Genomic DNA, 23,221 nt, shown 5'->3' with positions numbered 1-23,221 from the left:
CGTTCAGTTGCCGGCGCTTTGCGGGCCACCCTCGAGCAGATACCGCTCGCGGGTATAGGCCAGGTAATACTTGTTCACGGCATTGACGTAGCTGACCACACCCATGCCCATGGTCGACATGGCAACGCGCTCGACCTGAAAAAACCATTGATCAGGATTGAGACCTCGACGCCGCGCTTCCGCACGCAAGCTCTGGACCCGCTGCGGACCGAGGTTGTACGCGGCCAGCACAAACGCCATGCGCTCGCGCTCATTCAGCCTGGGGCTGGAGAAAAATGATTTGCGGATGCTTGCCAGATATTTCGCGCTGGCCAGCACATTGTTGTCCAGTTGGCCAATGTCCTGCACCCCCATGCTCCGAGCGGTCGCTGGCGTTACCTGCATCAGCCCGGTGGCGCCGGAGGCTCCGCGCGCAGATGGGTTTAGCGTCGACTCTTTGAAAGCCAGAGCCGCCAGGTTGAGCCAGTCAATCTCCTGCCCCTGAGCATGCCGCTGCAAGGTCGGACGCACCTTTTCCAGGCGCTGTCTGCCGACACGATCGAGCGGGTACTGAACCCGATAGAGCCTGCGGTAGACGCGAACAAATGCCGCGTCCTGGTTATCCGGCGCGTTGTAGGTCTGAAGAAAACGGTCGATGCTCGCGCGCAACATCCCCGCATCCTTTTGCACAAACCAGTGCATGTCAGCGGGAGCGCCCAACGTCAGCGTCGACTCGATGCGCAATTTCGGAAGCACTTTGACCCATCGCTCTGCAATCGGCTGCTCCACCACCGTTGCCGGATAGACGCCGGCCTGTACCATCTCCAGCACGTCTTCCACCGCCAGCGTGGGATCGACCCATTCGACGGCAATCGGTGCCCGCCCAGCTTGCATCAAGGTTCTATTGAGCTTGTCGAGAGCGGAGCCTGCGGCATTGCCAGCGGACAACGCCAAGCTACGACCGGATAGCTGCTCGAAACTGTGATAGCGGGGACCACCCTGCCGACTCACCAATACCATCGGCACCGGACCGATTAGCGAGCGACTGCGGCTCAGCCTGCGTATCGTTCCTTGCGGCAAGATTTCCCCGGGCGCGACCAGATCGCCCTCCCCGCGCTGCAGCGCGCCGAGCAGCTGATCCTTGGCCTTGGGAATGATCTTCAAGGTGATCGGAGGCCCTTTCGACCCGCGATTGAGATGCTGCTCGAACGCACGCAGGCGTACATACTCAACACCAATAGCTTCGCCTTTAACCTCGCCGGAGCTATTGCGACTTTGATTGACCAGCACACGCAAAACGCCGCTGCGGCGGATGTCCGCAAGATCGCGTACGGTATCGCCCGATTGCCAGGCCTGCGGCCCCATCACCCGCGCAGACGCCGGCCAGGGCATAAGCACGAGCAGACACAGCAGCAAGGAAAATAGTCGGGTCATTTCCGGATATCGGCTCGAATCAGACAAGCTATACAGCGGCTACCCCGCCGCAGGGTGGCGAAGATTGTCACAGCCTTGGCCTGATCGCCAGCAACACCTTTTCATCTACATTAATTATCATGCTCAAGTGGCTGATTTTAAAGCATATATTTTGATCTCATAAGCGAGACATTTCATGCAGCTTGTCGACATCGGAGTCAACCTTACCCACCCTACCTTCGCCCGAGACCCACGCGCGGTCGTAGATCGTGCCCACGCAGCGGGCGTTGCCCAGCTCGTCCTGACGGGCACCAGCCTCGACGAAAGCGAATCGGCGTTAGCACTCTGCCGGGAGCTGGATGAAGGCGGACATCGGCTGTTCTGCACAGCAGGCATTCACCCTCATGACGCGAGCCAATGGACTTCCAGTACCGGCGCACAGCTCAAGGCCCTACTCGGCGAACCCGAGGCACGCGCGGTTGGTGAATGCGGGTTGGATTTCAACCGGGACTTGTCTCCTCGCGCGCAACAGGAGCGAGTGCTTGAAGAACACCTGCAATTGGCAGTAGAAACCGGCCTGCCGGTGTTTCTTCATGAGCGCGACGCCGACCAACGTCTGGTACAAATCCTCAGGCCGTTCCGTGATCTGCTCAGCGCTGCAGTGGTGCACTGCTTTACCGGCGAAAAACGCGCCCTCTACGCCTATCTCGATCTCGACCTGCATATCGGCATCACCGGTTGGATCTGTGACGAGCGCCGCGGCACCCACCTGCACCCATTGGTGCGCGACATTCCTGCGACCCGTTTGATGCTCGAAAGCGATGCCCCATATCTGCTACCGCGCACGCTGCGACCCAAGCCCAAGGGTGGCCAGAACGAGCCAGCGTTTCTTCCTGAAGTGCTTCGTGAAGTGGCCCGGCACCGCGGTGTCAGCGAAGAACAGCTGGCGCAAAGCACGACGCATTGTGCTCAAGAATTCTTTCGCATACAGCCGATTAATGAGGACTGAACTGACTCAAGCCCAACACGTTTCGGCCGTTAACAGAACGGGTTCGCAAAAAAGCGGCGATGCCTCCGCGCGACGAACCGTTCCGGTCATCGACATAAGAAGAGCATGCAATGGCTTTATGGATTCGCGATCTGTCACTGAAGTACAAGTTCTGGGCGCTGAACCTGGTGTCGTTCGCTACCACCCTGCTGCTGGTGCTCTTTGCCCTGCAACTTGAACAGCAGTCGCGAAGCCAGGACGCCCAGAACAACGCGCAGCAGATAGGGGCACTGATACAAAGCTGGCCGGAAGGCACAGCAATGCCCACGGGTGGTGCCATTCAGGTGTTTCCGGCTGGCCAGGCCATCACCATCGAGGGGCGACCAGTAGCCGCCCGCCAGGGGTGGGTAGCCATCGAGCATGACCGTCTGTTCGACACTACGCCGGTGCTGGGCGCCCAGCTTGTGACCAGACCGGGCGGAGAAACCCTGGCTGTGCTGGCGCGCGTGCCCAGTGCCATACAGCTGCTGGGTGAACATTTTCTGAGCTATGCCGTTGCTGTTGCTGTGCTGATGTTGGTGCTGCTGGCCGCATCACAGCTGCTGATTCATTTCCTCCTCAGCCATCTCAATACACTCAAGAATGTCATGGTGCATGTCGAGCGCAGCGGCGATCTTGCGATGCGGGTGCCGTTGGCGAGCCGTGATGAAGTGGGCGAGATGGCAGCGGCATTCAACGCCATGCAGGCCGGTTATCAGCGCATTGTCGGCACCGTAGCCCAGGCGGCCACCCGCCTCGATGAAGGAGCGGCTCGCCTTGCAGCGAGCATGGGTGAGGTCCGCCAGGGCATGCTCGGCCAGCAGAGCGAAACCGACCAGGCCGCAACCGCGATCAACGAGATGACCGCCACGGTCTACCACATCGCCGAACACGCCAGAGAGACGCGCGACCAATCACAGAGCGCGGACCAGCTTGCGGGCAATGGGCAGCAGGTCGTAGGGCGAGTCGAGCGCTCGATATCCAGCCTGTCGCAGGGCGTACAGCAGACTGCCGAAACCATCGAGCAGCTTGCCGCCGACAGCCAGAAAATCAACGGCGTGGTCAGTGTCATTCACAGCATCGCCGAACAAACCAATCTGTTGGCATTGAACGCAGCCATTGAAGCGGCACGTGCGGGGGAAATGGGCCGAGGCTTCGCGGTGGTTGCGGATGAAGTGCGTAGCCTGGCCAAACGCGTTCAGGTATCCACAGACGAAATCACGCAGATGATCGCCGGGCTGCAGGGCATGACCCGCGACGCCGTCGAGTTCATGCAGGAGAGTTCGCTCAAGGCGGACGACTGCGTGCGCGAGGCACGTGAAGCAGGACTTGCACTTGAAGCCATCACCGCAGCGGTGGCACAGATGCGCGAGAGCAACACGCAGATTGCCGTCGCCGCCGAGCAACAAAGCGAAGTTGCCGAGGAGCTGAACCGCTCGGTCACCGGCATTCGCGACGTTACTGAGCAAACCGTTCAGCAAACCGTCGAGTCGGCGAACACCAGCGCTGAACTCGCAGCACTTTCCGGCGAACTCAGCAAGGCGATCCACCAGCTCAAGCTCTGAGCGCATCAGCCTGTACGGATGACGTGCCTGCCCGCGGGTTTAACGACCCAGCGGGCAGCGTCCTAATTAACCGAAGACGGTTACCGTTTGCCGACTCAGGGCAATCAGCTCACCTTTGCCGGTCCATAACGCCGCGGCGCAATGACCGTAGCCGTCCTGAGCGTGCTCGATCACCGCGCGGTATCGGCACCACTCGTGAGTGTCGATTATTGGCAGTGGCTGAACAAATTCGATAGCCCAGGTCAGCGAGCTGCCCGGCGCGAAACTGTTCAGATGAGGCAGCACTGCTGGCGGCCACGCGTCGACGAGCGCCAGCAGATGCGAGACGGTTACCGGCTCCCGGTCGACCTCGCCACGCTGACGAACCCATCCGCCCATTTCCCGTGAGGTATTACCAGAGAAAGGCAGACCACCGATGCCCCAGCGCATGACCAGATGGCGAGTGAACTCAGGTGTGGCGCCGCTGATGTAGGGCAACTCCTGACAGGCCTCCACCGGTGGCAGTTCAGGCGCCGGCTCAGCTTCCACCCTGACGGTAGAGACACGCGCCGCACCAAAACTGCCTTGCACCAATGTGACTACCTGCCCGTTCTGCACGGCACGGCCGAGCACCTGACTTACCGCCTTGCCTTCGCGCAGCACCTCGGCCTCAAAGCTAACGGGCACATCAACCGCAAGCGGCCCTACAAAGCTGATGGACAGCGACCGCACCGGGCGATCACTTGGCACCTTGGCCTGCATGGCTTCGAATACCAGCGCGGCGGCCAGCCCGCCGAAGCCGGCTCGCCCCTGCCCCCAGCTGGAGGGCACGACGACATCTTGAGGAGTTTCACGCACGGCTTGTAGCAGTTCGGACAGGGTCATTCCCAACCTCGGCTCGTTATTATTGGGTTTATCTTATCGCCGCACCCACCAGCACAGAAATCGGCGAAAGATCGGTGATGTCATGCCATCGCGACCAGCTATGGCTTCTCGCTGTCGATGTCACGCCGCCTTTTGCTCCCACTGCCACGCCAGGGTAGCTGTCGGCGCAACCTGTAGAGCGCAGCCTTCATCTCGGCCAGCTCGGTTGGCTGCCCCCCATAGCGGGCTTGTTCATACAGCCCGGAAAACCTCTGGATCTGGGCAGCAACATCCGGCAGCTGCTCTGCCGCGCGTTGTGCGAAGTCGCGCGCGCCCTCACCCGACTGCCGCGCTATGCCATGTCGCGCCAGCAGCTGTTCGAAGCGCTGGAACTGACGCAGCTGAGCATCCAGTTCCCGGCGCCAGGGCTTCAGGAGCGCAAGCGCCAGCAGGACAATCAGCAACGCACCCAGGGCGACCATCATAAAACCGAGATTACGGGCGTCGACCTTGCCGAACAGGCCTCGCAACACTTCCAGCTGTCGTTCGCCCTGGTAATTCAGCACCCAGCGCTGCCAGCCATAATTAAGACTGTCCCAACCAAACCGCAAGTCGTTCAGCCAGCTGATATCACGGTAGCGCCGGAGGTCCATCATGGCGCCTTCGATCAGATCCTGCTCAGCGCCAAGCGCCTCCTCCAGCCCTCGTTCGATACGTTCCGGCGCGACCTGAAAGGTCGGATCCACACTGACCCAACCGCTGCCCGCCTCCCAGTATTCGACCCAGGCATGAGCATCGAGTTGACGCACCGACAGGTAGTTGCCCGACGGGTTGACCTCCCCACCCTGATAGCCGGCGACCACCCGCGCGGGAATGCCTGCTGCGCGCAGGACAAAGGTCATCGCGCCTGCGTAATGCACGCAAAATCCGTTCAAGGTCTCGAACAGGAAACCGTCGACGATATCCTCGCCAACGGGCGACGGACGCAACGTATAGCGGTAGGGCTGCTGGTTGAAATGGCTAAGCAGTGCTTGCACGGTTGCCTTGGGTGTCTGGTGCTGACGCCGCAGTTCTGCGGCCCAGGCCCTGCTGCGTAAGTTACCCGATAAGGGCAGCTCTAGAGCCCGTCCGAGGGTCGTTGGTGCAGCGTCTGGTTCACGCAGCGCCTCCGGCCAGGATGTCGCCCGGTACAGCAGCGGCTTCTCAACCGGCCGTGGGCGCGCCAGATGGAAGTCGCTCATCAGTCGCACGTCGCCTGCATCTACCTGCGCTACGTCTAGTGCATACAACCAAGGCCGCCCACTGGGCTGCATGACGATGCTGTACTCAACCGGCGCGCCCCGCGGCGACCACTCGGGGGCTCGTGGAAGCTGCGATGAAAAAGACTGAGACCACCGCCGGCCATCGAAACGCTCGAAGGTGACCGCACGCCAGTACAGTTGGTCCCGCTCGGGGATCGGGCCTTCAAAACTGGCGCGAAACGACAGTGCATTCGAGCGACTCAGTTCGGCCATGTCGCCCGGCGACATGCTGTCAGCCAGCCCCGTCACGCCGCGATCCTTCGGCTGCGGCAATGACCAGAGCGGTCCCAGCCGCGGAAAAAGCACAAACAGGACCAGCATTAAGGGAATCGCCTGCAGGAGCAAAGCGCCTGCCAGTCGCAGCGTTGGCCAGGGATGTGTGCCCACCGGACTCTGCTGCAGGCCTATCATCGCCGCCAGCAGCGCGACGATTGGTGCCAGACTGTAAAGCCCGGCGAGCAGCCCGTCATTGAACAAATAGCTGGTGACCACAGCAAAGAAGCCAAGAAACACCAGGACAAGGGCATCGCGACGGCTGCGCATTTCCACCAGCTTGAGGATGAACGCCGCGATGAGCAACACCACGCCGGCGTCTAGCCCAATCAACCCCCCGCGCGAAAAATAGACGCCAAACGCAGCGCCTAGCATCATCAATGCTTTCACCCAGCCCCGCGGATATCGAGCGCGCATGCGAAAAATCTGCACCCGCCAGATCGCGCAACCCAGCCAGAGGCCAATGATCCACAGCGGCAGATGAGCCAGATGCGGCAAGATGACCAGCACCTGGGCTACCAACAGCCAGATCAGGCCGTTGCGCGGAATGGGCTGCAGGCTGCTCATTTCGGCTCCACTGATGGCTGTCCGAACAATGCCAATGCCCGAAGGCTGCGGTTGCGGTGCTCTACGCCAGCGCCAGCTTCGATGGTGTCGTCCGCGACACGGAGGGCGAAGGGCTGCTGGCGCGCCGACAGCTCCACTACCCAGTGGCAGAGCAACGACAATCGGGATTCGACATCGCCGTCGAGTGCAGCAAAATCCAGTAATGGGTCCTCGCCGGACAGCGCAGTGAAATCCTTGACCAGCAAGCCTTGCCCTCGAGAGTAGGCTTTCCAGTTCAAACGTTTTCTCGAGTCGCCTGGTTGCCAGGGGCGCAAGCCTTGGTAATCGTCGATGCCGCTGCCTTGCGCCAGCGAACCCTTAGCGCTCTCTTCGGCGTGCCCGCCGGTTTTTGGCGGCTCGCCTGCGACTGGGCGTGGATAGACCAGTGCGGCCTGCTGCAGGTCTACCCAGCTCCAAGCCACTAGAATGCCCAAGGGAAACCTGCTTTCCACACGTAACCGTCCTGGTCTCAACCAGCCACGGTGCTCGGTGGGCAAGCTCAGTTCTAATTCGCAGGTCCCTGCTGCCGGCACGTCCACCAACTGCAGGCCACTTTTAGGCCAACCCACCGAGACGGCCTGGTACAGGCGGCCCCGGCTTTCCAGGCGCACCCGCAAGCGTGCCTGCTCGCCGAGGAAAACCGCTTCCGAGCCCCCCGCTTTCAATTCGAGCCCTGCCAGATTGCGCCAGGTATGCAAAATTGCCACGACAAATACCGAGCCCAGCAAAAATGTCAGTGCGTAAGCCAGACTGTTCTCGTAGTTAATCGCGGCAAGCAACATCAACAGCAGCGCTACCAGGAAACTCATCCCGACCGCCGTAGGCATGATGAAGATGCGACGCTGGTTGAGGCGCACACTAGGGCCTGGCGGTATGCGTTTCAGCAGCCAGCGATCTCGTATCCGTGGTAGCACTCGCATATCCGCCCCCGTCAGTCCGGCAGAGGCGGCGTCACAGCGCCGGCACTTCGCGCAGCAGCCATTGCACCAATGCGCCGCCGCCATGTCCGGTGGCATCGGCGCGTTCGCGCAACCGATGGCCAACCACCGAGGGCAGCACCGCCTGGACGTCTTCCGGGATTACATAGTCTCGGCCGTCGAGAAAGGCCCAGGCACGGGCTGCCGCCAGCAGCGCCAGGCTCGCACGGGGTGACAAGCCCCAGGCGAATTGCGGCTGGGTGCGCGTGGCCTCGACCAGGCGCAGAACGTAATCGACCAGAGCATCACTGACGCGAACGGCGCTCACCGCCTGCTGGATAGCAGCTAACTCGGCGCGATCCAGCTGGGGTTGTAATCGGGCGAGCAAATCGCGACGCGAATCGCCGAGCAGCAATGCTTTCTCCGCCGCTTTAGCCGGGTAGCCCAGCGAAAGGCGCATGAGAAAGCGATCCAGCTGTGATTCAGGGAGGGCAAATGTACCGCCGGAGCTGACCGGGTTCTGCGTGGCGACCACGAAGAAGGGCTCGGGCAAAGGTCGCGTCGCGCCCTCGATCGTTACCTGCCCTTCTTCCATGGCTTCAAGCAACGCACTCTGGCTCTTCGGTGTAGCCCGGTTGATTTCGTCCGCCAGCACCAGCTCGGCGAAGATCGGTCCCGGATGAAACACAAACTGAGCGCTTTCCTTGTCAAATACCGAGGTGCCGAGAATATCGCCCGGCAGCAGGTCGGAGGTGAACTGGATGCGCTGGAAATCCAGCCCCATGACCTTCGCAAGCGCATGGCTCAAGGTCGTCTTGCCCATACCGGGCAGGTCCTCGACCAGTAGGTGCCCCCTCGCCAGCAGGCAGGCCATGGCTAATCGCACCTGCGATTGCTTGCCGAGCAGCACTTCATTGACCGACCGCAGACAGACTTCCAATCGGGTGCGCATGCAACTCTCCTTTGTTTGTTCCTTCGATCCTACTGACCCGGCCAGCGCAGGCAAAGCGGTGAAACTTGGTGTTGCGAACTTGTGATACGTCACTTGATCCGGCGGGTGACGACGCCACACCGCTTCACAGCTTGGGTCGCTTCCTGACCTAATCGATCAGAAACATGAGTGCCTGCTAGGGTCGCTGCATCTCGAAACGCTCGCGCGTATAGCTGTACGCCGCACCGCCCAGCCTGCCAACCAGATCAAGCCGGGCCGAATCGACGCGACCTCGCTCATCGAGAACACTGTCGTCGATGTGCGCCAACAACACTTCGGCGAAGATGAGCTGACAATTAGGCGACTCGGGCGGATACGGCAGGATCTGCGCTACGCGACATTCGAAGGCAACCGGCGCACCGGCGACCCGCTGCACCTTCACGAGGCTAGCCGGTTCGCTGGCAATCACGCAGTGCTCAAACTCGCTGATGCCGTGTGGCAAGGTAGCCGCAGAGGCGTTCATCGCTTCGGCTTGCTCGGCGCTGACGAGCTGAACAACGAGCTCCCCTGTCTCGTTCGCGTTCCGGGCGGTGTCTTTTGGTAGGCCGTCTTTCAAGCCGACGTTGATCAGCAACGTTGGAGGGTTACTGCTGATGACCTGGAAGAAGCTGAACGGGGCAAGATTGCTGACGCCCGAGGTCGAGCAAGTCGAGACCCAGGCAATGGGTCGCGGCGTAATGGTGGACGTTAGCCAACGATAGGCCTCGACTGGTGCCAGCGTGGAAAAATCAAGCTGCATGTAGATCCCTGCTGAATCGGTTCCGTGATTGCGTGGAACCGATGGATAAGGAAGTGGCAGCCAGGCGACCGCCACAACATGGCAACAACATCAGCGTCCTGCGCGCGACTCACGCAGATAGAAACGGGCCTTCTTGGCCTTCTCCACGCAGCCCTGGTAGGCCTCGAATTGTTGCTGGGTCTTGGCGCCGGTCAGCAGTGCCATCGCCTTGGAATAGCTGACGGTGCCGGCGAAGCCTTCCGCCTCGGCCAGGCTTTGCTCTTCCCAGGCGGCGTTCAGCTGAGATGCACAGCTGTCTCGGTAGGCAGTCTTGGCGGCGCAACCGGTCAGGGTCAGTGCCAACAGCGATAGACAGATTAAGTTCTTCATCCCTAGATCCTCGTTTTGAGACCTGCTCAGTGTTGATGACCCGCAGCGCGCTCGCGCAAGAACTCGACGACCGCGTTTTGCTCACCAGCGAACTCGATTCTGGCGGCCTTGTTTTCACGCTGGTAGGCATACATCGGATCGTAGTACTGCCTCAACAACGCCTCGATCCATCCGCGGTGCAGATCAACCGAACCCGTACTTGCCTGTTCGGCAAGTGCCTGATCCATGATCGCTGCCAGCCGTGTGTAGCATTCGCCGCCGAGCCGCTTGCTGATATTGACCAGGCTTTGCTGCAAACGCTCGGCAAATGCGGTGAAACCTTCGTCGCCGAACTCGGTGGTGAACTCTGCACAGAGATCGATCACATAGTCCTTGAGGATACGATCAACCCGGCCCTCGAAACTGTCTTCGAGCCAGACCAGGGGATAGTGCTGCATACCCTGGAACAAGGGCAGCGGGATAGAACAGCGTCCGACCAGCCGCGCTTCATCTTCCAGCACGAACTGCCTGGCACCGGCTTTCTGCATCTTCAACAAGCGGATCGCCAGAGCGTTCTCGAAGTCGATCTGCACCGGCTGCGGGGTGGCGCGCTTGCCAAAGCTAGAGCCGCGATGATTGGCAATGCCTTCCAGATCAACTCCGTCTTCCAAACGCGCCAGCACCTCGGTTTTACCCGTCCCGGTCATACCGCCGACCAGCACGAAATTGTCATGCGCGGCCGCACGCTCTATGGTCTCCAGCAGAAAATGGCGCATCGCCTTGTAGCCACCGGTCACGCGCGGATAGTCGATCCCCGCCTCGGTCTTGAGCCACTGCTGGACCAGCTGCGAGCGCAATCCACCGCGGAAACAGTAGACATAGCCCTGAGGGTTGTTGCGCGCGAAGTCTGCCCAAGCCTGAATACGCTCGGCCTTGACTTGACCACTCACCAGCCGGTGGCCCAGTTCTATAGCCGCTTCCTGCCCCTGCTGCTTGTAACAGGTGCCAACCTTCTGGCGCTCGAGATCGTTCATCAGCGGCAGGTTGACCACGCCAGGGAACGCGCCCTTGGCAAACTCCACAGGCGCTCGTGCGTCCATCATCGGCACATCGTTAAGAAACAGCTCGGCAAAATTATCGGTATCGCCACGCATCAACGTACCTCGACGGCAAAGGCGCCGGCTTCGATCAACTCACCGATCGGCTGGAGCATCAGGCCGAGTTCAGCGGCAACTGCGAGGAATTCGGCCTCCCCTTCAGGGGCAACGGCGACCAACAATCCGCCGCTGGTCTGCGGATCGCACAACAACTGCTTCTGCACTTCGTCAATGGGAGCAATACGGTCACCATAACTCTCGAAGTTGCGCCCCGTACCGCCAGGCACACAGCCCTGTTCGAGGTAATACTCGACACCTTCCAGACGCGGCACGTGAGCGTAATCGATGCACGCAGTCACAGCGCTGCCATCAGCCATTTCGACCAGATGCCCGAGCAGCCCGAAACCGGTGACGTCCGTCATCGCACGCACGCAGTCGAGCTTGCCGAAGCGGCTACCAGGGGTATTGAGCGTGCACATCCAGTCACGCGCCCTGCCGACATCCTCGGGTCGCAACTTGGCCTTTTTCTCCGCGGTCGTGAGAATGCCTATACCTAGGGGCTTGGTCAGATAGAGCTTGCAGCCAACCGAGGCTGTGTCGTTACGTTTCATCTGGTTCTTTCTGACCAGACCGGTCACAGCCAGGCCGAATATCGGTTCGGGCGCGTCGATCGAATGCCCGCCGGCTAGCGGAATGCCTGCGGCCTCACACACGGCTCGGCCACCCGCGATGACCTCGCGTGCCACCTCAGGCGGCAGCACGTTGACGGGCCAGCCAAGGATGGCGATCGCCATGAGAGGATCACCGCCCATCGCGTAGATATCACTGATGGCGTTGGTCGCGGCGATACGGCCGAAGTCGAAAGGATCGTCGACGATTGGCATGAAGAAATCGGTAGTCGATACCACGCCGCGTTCTTCGTCGATGCCGTAGACCGCGGCATCATCACGCGAGGCATTTCCGACCCACAGGCGGGGGTCAAGGTTCTGTGCCCCGCTGCCGGCGAGGATCACGTCCAGCACCTTGGGCGAAATCTTGCAGCCGCAGCCGGCACCGTGGCTGTATTGGGTGAGGCGGATGGGTTCGCTCATCTGGGAAAGACTCTCGTGATGCTGGCAAAACGGGCGTCGATTGTAGCAAGGCTGGTGACCACATCGCTGCGGCGTGAGCCGAAGGGATTGCACGGAAACGACCAGCTCCTCGCTTTAGCTTGAAGCTTGCAGCCTGAAGCTGGAAGCTATCGCCCAACGCCAATAGGGAGAACTACATGGGCAACAAGGTCGCACTGGTGTTGGGGTCGGGGGGGGCTCGCGGTTACGCGCACATCGGCGTAATCGAAGAACTCGAGACCCGGGGCTACGAGATCACCTGTGTCGCAGGTTGTTCGATGGGCGCAGTCGTAGGCGGGATCTACGCAGCCGGGAAGCTTGGGGAATATCGCGAATGGATTGAAAGCCTGGACTACTTCGACATGCTGCGATTGGTCGATCCGAGTTTCAGCCTCGGGGCGATACGCGGCGAGAAGATTTTCGGACGCATCAGGGAGATGCTCGGCTCGGTCAACATTGAGGATTTGCCAATCCCATTCACGGCCGTCGCCGCCGACCTGACGAATCAGCAGGAGATCTGGTTTCAGGAGGGCAATCTGGAACTGGCGATGCGCGCCTCGGCAGCTATCCCGAGCCTGTTCACGCCGGTCATGCAAGGCAACCGAATGCTGGTCGACGGCGGCATACTCAACCCACTGCCCATCGTGCCGGTGGTCTCTAGCCACAGCGACATCATCATCGCCGTCAACCTCAACGCCAACAACCATCGACAATACCCGCTGCCGGAAGTAATCCGTCCAGGACGCTTCGATGCCATGGTCAGCTCGATCAGCTCACACCTGCCGTTCTGGCGCAGCAAAGGGCTCGAAGAGCATATTGCCGAACTCGCTGCCGTTGGTGGACCTGGCGAGGCCCAGCCGCCGGCCGCCCCATCAGGGCAAAGTGCGCCGAAGTCGGCCGAGGGATCGATGGTGATTGATGTGGGCGGTCCGGCATCATTGCTGGAGCTCATCAACCAGAGCTTCGAAGTGATGCAATCCTCATTGACCCAATACAAGATCGCTGGCTATCCGCCCAACGTCCTGGTGAACATCCCCAAGCGCGCATGCCGTTTCTACGAATTCTACAAAGCCCCTGAGCTGATCAAGCTGGGACAGATCGTTGCCAGCGATGCGCTGGACAAATACGAGAGCGAGCAGCTCTAGCGGCTCGAACCTGCGTAACCGACCGGCAACAGAGCTGCCAGCAACAGTCAGCTAGTCGCGTACCGCTGCATCTTCCAGTTGATCACTCGGACGCTTTGCTGGCGAGACGATGCCTGGCACTTCCTTGACCAGCCAGTCTTCCAGCAGGCTGTAAGCAACTGCCAAGAGCGTCGGACCGAGGAAAAGCCCCATGAAGCCGAACGCCAACACGCCACCAAACACGCCAAGCAGCACCACCACCAAGGGCAGGTTACCGCCGCGGCTGATCAGGTAGGGTTTCAGCACGTTGTCCACGCCACTGATGATGAACATGCCCCATATCCCCAGAAATACGGCCATGCCGTACTGACCCTGCCAGGCAAGCCAGAGCGTGGCGGGGCCCCAGATCAGCGGCGGCACCATCAGGAAACTGAAAGCGAAGGTCAGCAGACCGAGGATCAGCGCACCGGGTATGCCGGCAATGCTGAATCCGACGTACGCCAGAATCGCCTGGGCAGCCGCGGTGCCGATCACACCGTTAACGACACGCTGAACCGTACCGGCTACCAACTCCAGGTAGTGATCAGCGCGGTCACCAATCAGTCGATGCAGCAGACTATGTACGAACGCAGCCAGTTTCGGCCCATCTCGATAAAAGAAGAACACCAGTACCAGGCTGAGCGCCAGTTCCAGCATCCCACCGCCAACGCGTGCGCTGCGCACCAACAACCAGTTGCCCACCTGACCTATATAAGGCCGGATCGTCGCGAAGAAGGCCGTACCTTGCTCATCCAGCGTGTTCCAGAGACTCAGCAGGTTGTCGCCAATCAGCGGCAATTCAGCGAGCCACGCCGGCGGTGGCGGCAGCCCCTGCACCTGCAGATTGTGCACCAGCACGTTGACCTCGCGGATCTGGTCAGCAATGTTGAACCCCAACCAGACCAGCGGCACGGCTACCAGGACCATCCATCCGCCCGTTAAAAGGGTGGCGGCAAGCGTGGAATTGCCGTTCATCCATCGGGTGAGTACGCGCATGATCGGCCAGCTGGCGAATGCCAGCACCGCCGCCCAGAAGAGCGCTGAGGCAAACGGGGCCAACACCCACACGCAGGCGCCGAGCAACACCAGGAGCAGAATCTGCACCAGCAGACGATCGTTGTTGAGCATGGTGTTACCTATGGAAGAAGGTGGCGCACTTTAGAGCAAAGTGCGCCTGGAAGAGCAGTGGCTTTTGCAGACTGAAACGGAGCCTCAACGCAACAACGTGATCCGCAGCCCATCCTCGTCGGTGGCTTCTGCTTCGATGCGCCGCGCCTTGATCCTCTCTTGCGTCAGCGCTTCGTACCAAGCCGCTGCGCCCTTGCCTCTCAATGCGACCCGTATCGTACTATCGAGCCGCAGCACGTTCGCCAGCAGCGCCCCCCACTCTGCCGTGGGCTCTTGTGGTAATCGCGGCAGCCAGAGTTCGCCGGTGCTTTTCAACTGACGCAACAGGGTGCCCGGATTCGGCAGGATAATACCGAGCGGCTCATCCGGCTGGAACTGCTCCACTTGCAGATAGGGACGGCCGTTGCCACGGGTAACGCCATAGAGCGCCATGAGCCGATCCGAATCGCCTGGCAGGCGCGCCAGCAGGTAAGCCTGCCTTGCCTCCGGGCCGTAAAGTGTCGAGCGGTGAAACACTTCATTAGCCCACAGGCTGCTCGACCCGCATTCACGCCCCTCACACCAGAAGAGCAGCTCAGCACCCTCTTGCAACAGGCGACTCCGCGACCGCTCGAAGGCCTCTATGCCCGTATGGACGTCGGGCAACCTATAAGTCACCGCCGTCAGATAGCCGCTGGCGGTGATCTGATCGCTCATTCGTAGCCGCCCACTGATACGCCGAATCGAATCCAGAGGATAGGTTCGGTCCAGCACGTCGCGCTCTTTGAAGGCCACAATTTCAGACTGTGGGTATCGTGGCAGCATGTCGAAATCTCGGCTGCCCGGAAGATCTGCCGCTTCAGTGATGCCGACAGCCAAAAACAGCCCTGTTACCGATATAACTCGCATACGGCACCTCAATGGAGCACCGCCGTCGACGCGGTCCGACCGTTGGAGATGGCAATGGTATGGAAGTTAATCATCGAGGTGGTCCCTGCTGAAGCGATGGCCCAGCGTCACCAGTTGCTAAAAGCAAGTCAAGCAGGGCTTTGCGACAGATTCTTGCGTAACGCCGTCCTGCCTCGGCTCAGCCTGCGAAGAACGGATTGAAAACGGCCGCCACCGCCTCAGCACCCAGCTGATTATCCAGGTGCAAATGATGGCCGCCGGGAAGGCGATGCAGCTCGAACGGCAAGGTCTGGATTAATTCGACCATGGCTGGCTGGTTGAGCAACCCTTGCTCCGCCAGGATCAGGCTCGCCGGGCAAGCTACGCAATGTACGAATGCTAAAGCATGAGCGCGGGTCAGTCGCATCGATGACGGCAGCATCAAACGCGCATCAGTTCGCCAGGTATAGCCTCCTGGAACCGGCATCAATCCTCGCTGCGCAAGCCGCTCGGCCGCCTCGTGACTAACCGCCCCCACGCCTTTCATGCGTGCCGCGACAGCCTGCTCGAAGGTGGCGTAAACCGGCTTTCGCTTGTCGTCCACGGCGAGCAACTTCTGCAGCGATTCACCAAGCTTCTGTGGCGCAGTTTCGGCTTCGCCGGTAAAGGGAATCACCCCATCGATCAATGCCAGCCGCTCGACCCGCTCAGGCATGGCACCGGCCAGCAACACCGACACGATGGCGCCCATCGAGTGTCCCAATAAAGAGAACCGCTTCCAGCCGAACTGCTCGGCCGTCTGCAGTACATCATGCGCATAGTCCCAGATGTTATAGGCGGCACCGAGCGGTCGATGATCGGAATGGCCGTGTCCTGGAAGATCTAGCGCAACGATGCGGAGACCCTCGAGCAACGGCGCCAAACGAGAGAAGGTAGCCGCATTGTCCAACCAGCCGTGTAGGGCAATGACAGGCTGGCCGTCCTCCGGACCGTACAGGTGGGCAGCGACCTCGATATGGGGCAGGCTTAGCCGGATCTCTTCGAACGTAACACTCATGCAGCACCCCTTCTGTTCGATTCGCTCCAGCGAGTGAACAACTGCCTGAGCAGGACCGCGGTGTCATCCGGTCGCTCAAGCGGAAACATATGCCCACCAGGTAAGGTGTGTGCCTCCCCGTGGGCAACCAGTCGCAACAAATAGAGATGATGAGGCAGCACCACGCGGCTCTGACGCCCGCGCACCACGGCCAGCGGCATTTTCAGTGCATGGGGCCAGCCGGGCGTCACATGGGGCACGCTGCGATAGATCCGAATCTCCGTTTCCGGATCGAAGCGCAAGCGGACGCCTTGCTCGGTGGGCTCCAAACCATGCTCGACATACGCATCCAGGCAGGCAGGATCAAAGGCGCGAAACAGTGCTTTGCTCGCGAAGTAACGTCTCGCTTCGTCGACGCAGCTGAACTGCTCGCGACGGCCCAGGGTACGGCCGGCGGGCGTAAGGCGATCAATGAAACCAAAACGTTTGCCCGCCCAGATCAGCGTCTGGTCGAGCCAGGTCGGCATGGGTGAATCGAGCATGACCACCCCACGATAAAGCTCCGGGCGTTGCAGGGCAGCGTGGTAATGCAGCATTCCGCCAAGCGAATGCCCGACACCCCAGACCGGCTCCTGCAACTCGACCAGCTGCTCAATAAGCTCTTGCACCAGGTTCTGCCAATTGTCATTCACCGGAAAGCGCGGGTCATGACCGTGCTGATCGAGGTGGGTAACGGCGTACTCGGGCGTCAGGTTTTCGAACAGCTTGTGATAGGTAGCCGATGGAAAACCGTTGGCGTGAGCGAAAAAAATGCGTTGCGTCATGGGTTCTAAGCAGCTGAATGGAAACGACGGCCATTGTCTGGCGCCCCTTCCCTTAACGGCAATCGGCCGAAGCGGCAGAAGCAAAGGCAGTCCTGCCAAACAAGGGCGTCTACAACGTCCCTACAGGTTGTGGGCTATTTTCGCCAAGAGGTACGACTGCAACGGTCAAACGCGAGATACAGCTCAGCTTGCCGTCATCTCCGTGCAGCCGGATATCCCAGACGTGACTGGAGCGTCCAAGATGAACCGGTCGGCAGACTGCAGTGACACGGCCGCTACGCACCGCGCGGATATGGTTGGCGTTCACTTCCAGGCCGACACAATAGAATCGGTTGGGGTCGATGCACTGATAGCTAGCCATTGAACCAACGGTCTCAGCGAGCACAACCGAAGCGCCGCCGTGCAGCAGACCATAAGGCTGGTGGGTGCGGGAGTCGACAACCATGCTCGCCGTGAGACAGTCCTCTTCGACTGCTTCGAAACGAATATCGAGCAGTTCGACAATGGTGTTCTGCCGGTTGGCGTTGAGTTGTTCGAGGCTCGGTGGACGTTGCCAGATGCTCACGTGTGTCGCTCTCCTGTTTTTATCATTGTTTATGGATCATCACCTGCAGCAGTAGGCGCAGCATAGATAGGAAGCCGTTGACTTCAGACCGGGTGCCGCAGCCCAACCAGGTGCATCAACCCCGCCGCCACATGTTCCCCTTCCAATTCCGCCAGGCTGGCGGTTGCCATTGGTATGGGCGCTTCACGGTGACCACTGACCAGCCAGCCGCCGAACACACCGACAAAGGGCTGATGAGTGACCAGCAGCACATGCTGTTCGCTGCGACGATCAAGATAGAGCAGCGCATCGGCCGGGTCAGATTCCGGCGTCAGCCAGGGTACGGTTTCAACTGGACCGCCGAAACCGAGTGTCTGCCGAACAAGTTCAGCGGTCTGTTGGGCTCGCTGGTAGGGGCTTGCCAGAATGGCCTGCACCGGTCGCCCTTGCAGATGCGCGGCAGCGCCCTCCACTTCAACTCGACCGGCTGCAGTGAGGTTACGCTCGGCATCAGTGCGGTTCCGGGGCTCAGCTTCGCCGTGGCGTAGCAGCCACAACCTCACGGCTGAGGCTCCTGCTCCGAAGGGGCCGGTTGCACGGGAGGAGCTGCATCCCGGTCGGCTGGACGCGGCTTGGGCCAGTCGGACATTGGCCAGGGTTTACGGTCCGTATTGAAGGTGCCAAAACGACCAATTTGCGCCACGTACTGGCTGAGGCTGTCACCGAGCTCCAGCAAGCTGTCATTCGCTTTGCCGTTAACCGCCTGCAGCACCAGCTGCGCCACGACAATGACCAGCAATACCAATTCAGCCAGTTGCCAGACAAAAAAGAAAACCAGCATCCAGAGTGCGCGCAGAATCAGCGACTCGCGCTCTGCGCTGCGTTGTGATGTGTTCATTGATAGCTCCGTTGTCGTATCAGAAACCGTCGGTGGAAATGAAATCGACGTCAGTCTTCGGTTCGCCGCGCATCAGCAGCGCAATGACCTGATCCAGCGTACGCCCCTCGAACAAAATGGCATGCAGACCTGCGACCAGCGGCATGTAGACCTGCAGCTCCTCTGCCTTGACCTTCAAAACCTTGATGGTGTTGACGCCTTCAGCGACTTCACCCAGCCGTGAGACGGCCTCATCGAGACTCAACCCCTCGCCGAGGGCATAGCCCACCTGAAAGTTTCGGCTTTTCGTTGAGGTACAGGTCACGATCAGATCACCTACTCCGGCCAAGCCGAGGAAGGTCATCGGATTCGCTCCGAGCCTAACAGCAAAACGGGTCATTTCGGCCAGGGCGCGAGTGATCAGCATGCTACGGGTGTTTTCTCCCATACCGAGCGACGCGGCCATGCCGGCCATGATGGCGTAAACGTTTTTCAATGCGCCACCAAGCTCGACGCCAAACCGATCCGAGCTGGCATAGACCCGAAAGGTCCGCCCGTGCAGCGCCTGCTGCACACAACGGCAAAGCGCCTCGTCGTCACTGGCCACAACCGTCGCAGTTAAAGCGTGTTCAGCCACTTCGCGCGCCAGATTGGGCCCTGATATCACGCCGATGCGGGCCTGAGGCGCGATCTGTTCCAGGATCTGACTCATCAGCATGAAGCCTTGCGCCTCGATGCCTTTAGTTGTGCTTACCAACATCTTGCCCGACAGCTGCTCTGCGAAGGGGGAAAGAGCCTGGCGCAAGGCACTGGAGGGCAGCGCAACAAAGATCAGCCGACAATCGGCCAGCGTCTGCCCTAGATCAGTGACAGCGTTTACGGCCGGCAGCAGCGTCACGCCTTTCAAATAGCGCGGGTTCTGGCGGTGCGCTCGAATACTCTCGGCCTGCTCGGCATCGCGCATCCACAAGCGGACGCTGTGACCGTTCTCGGCGAGCAGGTTTGCGATGGCGGTTCCGAAGCTGCCGCCGCCAAGCACCGCGATGGGTTGCTGTTCAGTCATGAGGGATCCGTTTAGGCACCAAGTGCAATGGCCGGCATTATACGTGCCGCTTCGAGCGCAACCAGTGCAAACCCCTATACCCGCGGAATCATCAGATTACAATTTCCGGCCGATCTACCGAGCTGTGTCGCAGACGTAGCAAGGAGACATTCCCCAATGGTCTATACAGAGGCAGAACGTCACATGGTCGTGGTGACGGGTCAGGAGTGTTAAAGTATGGGCCCGTTTCCACCATGGTCGTCTCGTGGATGGTCGAAACGAGCGGTACTCATGTCCCTGCGCTGTGACTTTAAGCGCAAGGCAGCAGTCTATGACTAGTCTTATGACCGGACTCGCTATTGTCGAGTCGGATGAATGCAGCAAGCCCTCCATAAAGGGACCATTGAGGAATACGCATGACCAAACAACAGGCCTTTACTCGGGAAGATCTGCTCCGTTGCAGCCGCGGCGAGCTGTTCGGCCCCGGTAATGCGCAACTGCCGGCACCGAACATGCTAATGGTCGACCGCATCGTTCATATCAGCGAAGTCGGCGGCAAGTACGGCAAGGGCGAGCTGGTTGCTGAGCTGGATATCAATCCTGACCTCTGGTTCTTTGCCTGCCATTTCGAAGGGGACCCAGTCATGCCTGGCTGCCTGGGCCTCGACGCCATGTGGCAACTGGTCGGCTTCTACCTAGGCTGGCAAGGCAACCCAGGCCGTGGTCGTGCGCTGGGATCTGGCGAGGTCAAATTCTTCGGTCAGGTCCTGCCGACCGCCAAGAAAGTTACCTATAACATCCATATCAAACGCACCATCAGCCGCTCTCTGGTTCTCGGCATCGCCGATGGCACCGTTAGCGTGGATGGTCGCGAGATCTACAGTGCCGAAGGTTTGCGTGTCGGCCTGTTCACATCTACTGATAGCTTCTGAAGGACTTCCGCATGCGTCGCGTCGTAATCACCGGCCTGGGCATCGTTTCATGCCTCGGCAATGACAAAGACACCGTTTCCGCCAACCTGCGGGCCAGCCGCCCCGGTATTCGCTTCAATCAGGCCTATGCCGATATGGGGCTGCGTAGCCAGGTCTCCGGCTCGGTCGACCTGAACCTCGAAGAGCTGATCGACCGCAAGGTTTTGCGCTTCATGGGCGATGCGGCGGCTTACGCCTATCTGGCGATGCAACAGGCTCTCGAAGATTCGGGGCTCAGCGCCGATGATATCTCCGATCCACGCATCGGCCTGATCGCCGGCTCCGGCGGCGCTTCCACCATCAATCAGATGGAAGCCATCGACATCCTTCGCGAAAAGGGCGTCAAGCGCATCGGCCCATACCGCGTACCGCGCACTATGAGCAGCACGGTATCCGCCTGCCTCGCAACGCCGTTCCGGATCAAGGGCATCAACTACTCCATCGCCTCGGCCTGCGCGACCAGTGCGCATTGCATCGGCCATGCGATGGAGCAGATTCAGATGGGCAAGCAGGATGTCGTCTTTGCCGGCGGCGGCGAGGAAGAACACTGGAGCCAGAGCTGCCTGTTCGACGCCATGGGCGCCCTGTCCAGCCAGTACAACGCGACGCCGGAAAAGGCCTCGCGGGCTTACGACGCCAAGCGTGACGGTTTCGTCATAGCCGGCGGCGGCGGCATGGTGGTGGTTGAAGAGCTGGAGCATGCGCTCAAGCGCGGCGCCAAGATCTATGCGGAAATCGTCGGTTACGGCGCTACTTCCGATGGCTACGACATGGTTGCGCCGAGCGGCGAAGGCGCACTGCGCTGCATGCAGCAGGCGATGGCCACGGTCGAAGGTGACATTGATTACCTGAACACCCATGGCACCTCGACACCAGTGGGTGACGTCGCTGAGAGCAAGGCCGTACGCGACATGTTCGGCGATAAGATCCCAGCTATCAGCTCGACCAAGAGCCTGTCCGGACATTCGCTGGGCGCTGCAGGTGTCCACGAAGCGATCTATTGCATGCTGATGATGCAGGGCAACTTCATTGCTGGCTCGGCCAACATTGAAGAGCTCGATGCAGAGGTTGCCGATATGCCGATCGTTCGCGAAACCCGTGAAGATGCGAAAATCGACACCATCATGAGTAACAGCTTTGGCTTTGGCGGTACCAACGCAACGCTGGTACTGAAGCGCTGGAAAGGCTGATCGATTCCTCGCTACAAACAATAACGGCGCCTAAGGGCGCCGTTATTGTTTGTGGTGGGTTTTGTTCACTGGTAGATCACGCCGGATCGAGTAGCCTAAGCGGAACGCGACCTAGCAGACGCAGGCGGTTCAGGACGTCTGCACAGCGCCTTCTACATCTCCGTGCGCCATGCACGATGCTGCGGTAAAAAGCGCATCCGTCGACGAGTTCAACGCGGTCTCGGCGGAGTCCTGGATCACGCCAATGATGAAGCCGACCGCAACGACTTGCATCGCCAGGTCGTTAGAAATTCCGAACAGGCTGCACGCCAGCGGAATCAACAGCAGCGAGCCGCCTGCAACACCAGACGCACCGCAGGCACAGATCGCCGCCAGCAGACTGAGCAGAATTGCGGTTGGGATGTCCACAGCGATACCCAGCGTGTTAACGGCCGCCAGCGTCAACACTGTAATGGTAATAGCCGCACCGCCCATGTTGATGGTCGCGCCAAGCGGAATCGAAACCGAATAGGTGTCTTTATGCAGTCCCAGTCGCTCGCACAACTGCATGTTCACCGGGATGTTGGCTGCTGAGCTGCGGGTAAAGAATGCGGTTATGCCACTCTCCCGCAAACAGGTCAGCACCAGTGGATAGGGATTCCCACGAATCTGCCAGAACACGATCAGAGGGTTAACCACCAGCGCCATGAACAGCATGCTGCCGACCAACACCATCAACAGCTGTAGGTAACCGGCCAGCGCTGCGAAGCCGGACTCAGCCAGGGTACCGGCTACCAGTCCGAAAATGCCCAGCGGGGCAAACCCGATAACAACCTTGACGATAAGGGTCACGCCTTCTGACATATCGGAGATCAGATCGCGGGTGCTCTGACGGGCATGCCTGAAGGCAAATCCAAGTCCGATTGCCCACGCCAGGATACCGATGAAATTGCCTTCAATCAGCGCATGGACTGGGTTATCAACCACGTTGAACAACAACGTTTTTAGAACAGCGCCTACCCCCGCAGGCGGTATGACGTCATTCGCCTGGCTGACCAACGTCAAACTCGTCGGAAACACGAAGCTGGCGATAACCGCAACGATTGCAGCGCTGACTGTACCCAATGCGTAGAGAACCAGGATTGGGCGAATGTGCGTCGGCTGCCCCCGCTTGTGGTTAGCCAGTGATGCAGTGACCAGGACGAAGACCAATACCGGCGCGACAGCCTTCAATCCCGCAACGAACAAATCACCCAGCAAACTGACCGACGCTGCGGTCTCAGGCCACAGCCAGGCCAGAAAACAGCCGGCAACAAGCCCAACGACGATCTGTGTAACAAGGCTGACTCGGTTGTAAGCGCGGAATAACTGGGTTGAAAGGCTAGACATGAT

At 60.0% G+C, this 23,221-nt stretch carries 23 protein-coding genes; 5 read left to right on the top strand and 18 right to left on the bottom strand.

Translation table 11 applies throughout. The annotated features are described in order from the left end of the window. Positions 1-3: 3 nt before the first annotated feature. Positions 4-1,413: an MltF family protein gene (locus ACSSNI_RS04505; RefSeq protein WP_200639474.1), complete on the bottom strand. Its 1,410-nt coding sequence runs from the start codon at positions 1,411-1,413 to the stop codon at positions 4-6. Positions 1,414-1,588: 175 nt separating this feature from the next. Between ACSSNI_RS04505 and ACSSNI_RS04500 the strand changes: the two genes are divergently transcribed. After that, a complete protein-coding gene (locus tag ACSSNI_RS04500; protein ID WP_200639473.1) occupies positions 1,589-2,401 on the top strand; it encodes a TatD family hydrolase in 813 nt (270 codons plus the stop codon). A 110-nt stretch (positions 2,402-2,511) separates the two neighbouring features. Continuing rightward, positions 2,512-3,984, top strand: coding sequence for a methyl-accepting chemotaxis protein (locus ACSSNI_RS04495; RefSeq protein ID WP_200639472.1), 1,473 nt, complete (start codon positions 2,512-2,514; stop codon positions 3,982-3,984). Between the two features lie 66 nt (positions 3,985-4,050). Here ACSSNI_RS04495 and ACSSNI_RS04490 read toward each other — a convergent pair whose 3' ends face one another. From ACSSNI_RS04490 to selD, 8 genes are all read right to left on the bottom strand, one after another. Beyond that, on the bottom strand, positions 4,051-4,848 hold the full coding sequence (locus ACSSNI_RS04490) for an acyl-CoA thioesterase (protein ID WP_200639471.1): 798 nt from the start codon (positions 4,846-4,848) through the stop codon (positions 4,051-4,053). A gap of 98 nt (positions 4,849-4,946) precedes the next feature. Beyond that, complete coding sequence (locus ACSSNI_RS04485) at positions 4,947-6,968, bottom strand: transglutaminase TgpA family protein (RefSeq protein ID WP_200639470.1); 2,022 nt, start codon at positions 6,966-6,968, stop codon at positions 4,947-4,949. Then, positions 6,965-7,927: a DUF58 domain-containing protein gene (locus tag ACSSNI_RS04480; RefSeq protein ID WP_200639469.1), complete on the bottom strand. Its 963-nt coding sequence runs from the start codon at positions 7,925-7,927 to the stop codon at positions 6,965-6,967. The genes ACSSNI_RS04485 and ACSSNI_RS04480 overlap by 4 nt, the downstream gene beginning before the upstream one ends. A 31-nt stretch (positions 7,928-7,958) precedes the next feature. Further along, the gene (locus tag ACSSNI_RS04475; protein WP_148926127.1) at positions 7,959-8,876 is read right to left on the bottom strand and encodes an AAA family ATPase; all 918 of its coding nucleotides are present in this window, start codon (positions 8,874-8,876) and stop codon (positions 7,959-7,961) included. 175 nt (positions 8,877-9,051) lie between these two features. Next, positions 9,052-9,654, bottom strand: a complete 603-nt coding sequence (locus tag ACSSNI_RS04470; RefSeq protein ID WP_200639468.1) for a flavin reductase family protein — start codon at positions 9,652-9,654, stop codon at positions 9,052-9,054. 90 nt (positions 9,655-9,744) lie between these two features. After that, positions 9,745-10,023: a hypothetical protein gene (locus ACSSNI_RS04465; RefSeq protein WP_073299532.1), complete on the bottom strand. Its 279-nt coding sequence runs from the start codon at positions 10,021-10,023 to the stop codon at positions 9,745-9,747. Positions 10,024-10,049: 26 nt separating this feature from the next. Continuing rightward, complete coding sequence (gene mnmH / locus ACSSNI_RS04460) at positions 10,050-11,156, bottom strand: tRNA 2-selenouridine(34) synthase MnmH (RefSeq protein ID WP_200639467.1); 1,107 nt, start codon at positions 11,154-11,156, stop codon at positions 10,050-10,052. After that, entirely contained in the window at positions 11,156-12,190 is a 1,035-nt protein-coding gene (gene selD, locus ACSSNI_RS04455) for a selenide, water dikinase SelD (RefSeq protein WP_200639466.1), read from the bottom strand. Before selD ends, mnmH begins: the two co-directional genes overlap by 1 nt. 176 nt (positions 12,191-12,366) lie before the next feature. Between selD and ACSSNI_RS04450 the strand changes: the two genes are divergently transcribed. Next, positions 12,367-13,353, top strand: a complete 987-nt coding sequence (locus ACSSNI_RS04450) for a patatin-like phospholipase family protein (RefSeq protein ID WP_200639465.1) — start codon at positions 12,367-12,369, stop codon at positions 13,351-13,353. Between the two features lie 51 nt (positions 13,354-13,404). Here the strand turns inward: ACSSNI_RS04450 and ACSSNI_RS04445 are convergent, their stop codons facing one another. The 8 genes from ACSSNI_RS04445 to ACSSNI_RS04410 form a co-directional block, all read right to left on the bottom strand. Continuing rightward, positions 13,405-14,499, bottom strand: coding sequence for an AI-2E family transporter (locus tag ACSSNI_RS04445; RefSeq protein WP_148926132.1), 1,095 nt, complete (start codon positions 14,497-14,499; stop codon positions 13,405-13,407). Positions 14,500-14,583: 84 nt separating this feature from the next. Continuing rightward, positions 14,584-15,387, bottom strand: coding sequence for a DUF4892 domain-containing protein (locus ACSSNI_RS04440; RefSeq protein ID WP_200639464.1), 804 nt, complete (start codon positions 15,385-15,387; stop codon positions 14,584-14,586). 178 nt (positions 15,388-15,565) lie between these two features. Beyond that, positions 15,566-16,423, bottom strand: coding sequence for an alpha/beta hydrolase (locus ACSSNI_RS04435; RefSeq protein ID WP_200639463.1), 858 nt, complete (start codon positions 16,421-16,423; stop codon positions 15,566-15,568). Then, positions 16,420-17,226, bottom strand: a complete 807-nt coding sequence (locus ACSSNI_RS04430; RefSeq protein WP_102836281.1) for an alpha/beta fold hydrolase — start codon at positions 17,224-17,226, stop codon at positions 16,420-16,422. The genes ACSSNI_RS04435 and ACSSNI_RS04430 overlap by 4 nt, the downstream gene beginning before the upstream one ends. A gap of 109 nt (positions 17,227-17,335) precedes the next feature. Then, the gene (locus tag ACSSNI_RS04425; RefSeq protein ID WP_102836280.1) at positions 17,336-17,791 is read right to left on the bottom strand and encodes a hotdog fold thioesterase; all 456 of its coding nucleotides are present in this window, start codon (positions 17,789-17,791) and stop codon (positions 17,336-17,338) included. A gap of 83 nt (positions 17,792-17,874) precedes the next feature. Then, complete coding sequence (gene sixA / locus ACSSNI_RS04420) at positions 17,875-18,333, bottom strand: phosphohistidine phosphatase SixA (protein WP_102836279.1); 459 nt, start codon at positions 18,331-18,333, stop codon at positions 17,875-17,877. Next, positions 18,330-18,668, bottom strand: a complete 339-nt coding sequence (locus tag ACSSNI_RS04415) for a DUF4389 domain-containing protein (RefSeq protein ID WP_102836278.1) — start codon at positions 18,666-18,668, stop codon at positions 18,330-18,332. Before ACSSNI_RS04415 ends, sixA begins: the two co-directional genes overlap by 4 nt. A gap of 19 nt (positions 18,669-18,687) precedes the next feature. Continuing rightward, complete coding sequence (locus ACSSNI_RS04410) at positions 18,688-19,710, bottom strand: NAD(P)H-dependent glycerol-3-phosphate dehydrogenase (RefSeq protein WP_200639462.1); 1,023 nt, start codon at positions 19,708-19,710, stop codon at positions 18,688-18,690. Positions 19,711-20,105: 395 nt separating this feature from the next. Between ACSSNI_RS04410 and fabA the strand changes: the two genes are divergently transcribed. Then, positions 20,106-20,621, top strand: a complete 516-nt coding sequence (gene fabA, locus ACSSNI_RS04405) for a 3-hydroxyacyl-[acyl-carrier-protein] dehydratase FabA (RefSeq protein ID WP_045426348.1) — start codon at positions 20,106-20,108, stop codon at positions 20,619-20,621. 11 nt (positions 20,622-20,632) lie between these two features. Further along, complete coding sequence (gene fabB / locus ACSSNI_RS04400) at positions 20,633-21,850, top strand: beta-ketoacyl-ACP synthase I (protein ID WP_200639461.1); 1,218 nt, start codon at positions 20,633-20,635, stop codon at positions 21,848-21,850. 129 nt (positions 21,851-21,979) lie between these two features. Here fabB and sstT read toward each other — a convergent pair whose 3' ends face one another. Next, entirely contained in the window at positions 21,980-23,218 is a 1,239-nt protein-coding gene (sstT, locus tag ACSSNI_RS04395) for a serine/threonine transporter SstT (RefSeq protein ID WP_200639460.1), read from the bottom strand. Between the last annotated feature and the right edge of the window lie 3 nt (positions 23,219-23,221).

The organism is Stutzerimonas tianxiuensis (assembly GCF_053470365.1).
Note: the sequence above shows the minus strand (reverse complement) of the source record. Positions and strands in the feature narration are given on the sequence as shown.

Coding starts and splice junctions, on each gene's coding strand:
- ACSSNI_RS04505 (WP_200639474.1), bottom strand. CDS start 1,413: ATGACCCGACTATTTTCCTTGCTGCTGTGTCTGCTCGTGCTTATGCCC.
- ACSSNI_RS04500 (WP_200639473.1), top strand. CDS start 1,589: ATGCAGCTTGTCGACATCGGAGTCAACCTTACCCACCCTACCTTCGCC.
- ACSSNI_RS04495 (WP_200639472.1), top strand. CDS start 2,512: ATGGCTTTATGGATTCGCGATCTGTCACTGAAGTACAAGTTCTGGGCG.
- ACSSNI_RS04490 (WP_200639471.1), bottom strand. CDS start 4,848: ATGACCCTGTCCGAACTGCTACAAGCCGTGCGTGAAACTCCTCAAGAT.
- ACSSNI_RS04485 (WP_200639470.1), bottom strand. CDS start 6,968: ATGAGCAGCCTGCAGCCCATTCCGCGCAACGGCCTGATCTGGCTGTTG.
- ACSSNI_RS04480 (WP_200639469.1), bottom strand. CDS start 7,927: ATGCGAGTGCTACCACGGATACGAGATCGCTGGCTGCTGAAACGCATA.
- ACSSNI_RS04475 (WP_148926127.1), bottom strand. CDS start 8,876: ATGCGCACCCGATTGGAAGTCTGTCTGCGGTCGGTCAATGAAGTGCTG.
- ACSSNI_RS04470 (WP_200639468.1), bottom strand. CDS start 9,654: ATGCAGCTTGATTTTTCCACGCTGGCACCAGTCGAGGCCTATCGTTGG.
- ACSSNI_RS04465 (WP_073299532.1), bottom strand. CDS start 10,023: ATGAAGAACTTAATCTGTCTATCGCTGTTGGCACTGACCCTGACCGGT.
- mnmH (WP_200639467.1), bottom strand. CDS start 11,156: ATGCGTGGCGATACCGATAATTTTGCCGAGCTGTTTCTTAACGATGTG.
- selD (WP_200639466.1), bottom strand. CDS start 12,190: ATGAGCGAACCCATCCGCCTCACCCAATACAGCCACGGTGCCGGCTGC.
- ACSSNI_RS04450 (WP_200639465.1), top strand. CDS start 12,367: ATGGGCAACAAGGTCGCACTGGTGTTGGGGTCGGGGGGGGCTCGCGGT.
- ACSSNI_RS04445 (WP_148926132.1), bottom strand. CDS start 14,499: ATGCTCAACAACGATCGTCTGCTGGTGCAGATTCTGCTCCTGGTGTTG.
- ACSSNI_RS04440 (WP_200639464.1), bottom strand. CDS start 15,387: ATGCGAGTTATATCGGTAACAGGGCTGTTTTTGGCTGTCGGCATCACT.
- ACSSNI_RS04435 (WP_200639463.1), bottom strand. CDS start 16,423: ATGAGTGTTACGTTCGAAGAGATCCGGCTAAGCCTGCCCCATATCGAG.
- ACSSNI_RS04430 (WP_102836281.1), bottom strand. CDS start 17,226: ATGACGCAACGCATTTTTTTCGCTCACGCCAACGGTTTTCCATCGGCT.
- ACSSNI_RS04415 (WP_102836278.1), bottom strand. CDS start 18,668: ATGAACACATCACAACGCAGCGCAGAGCGCGAGTCGCTGATTCTGCGC.
- ACSSNI_RS04410 (WP_200639462.1), bottom strand. CDS start 19,710: ATGACTGAACAGCAACCCATCGCGGTGCTTGGCGGCGGCAGCTTCGGA.
- fabA (WP_045426348.1), top strand. CDS start 20,106: ATGACCAAACAACAGGCCTTTACTCGGGAAGATCTGCTCCGTTGCAGC.
- fabB (WP_200639461.1), top strand. CDS start 20,633: ATGCGTCGCGTCGTAATCACCGGCCTGGGCATCGTTTCATGCCTCGGC.
- sstT (WP_200639460.1), bottom strand. CDS start 23,218: ATGTCTAGCCTTTCAACCCAGTTATTCCGCGCTTACAACCGAGTCAGC.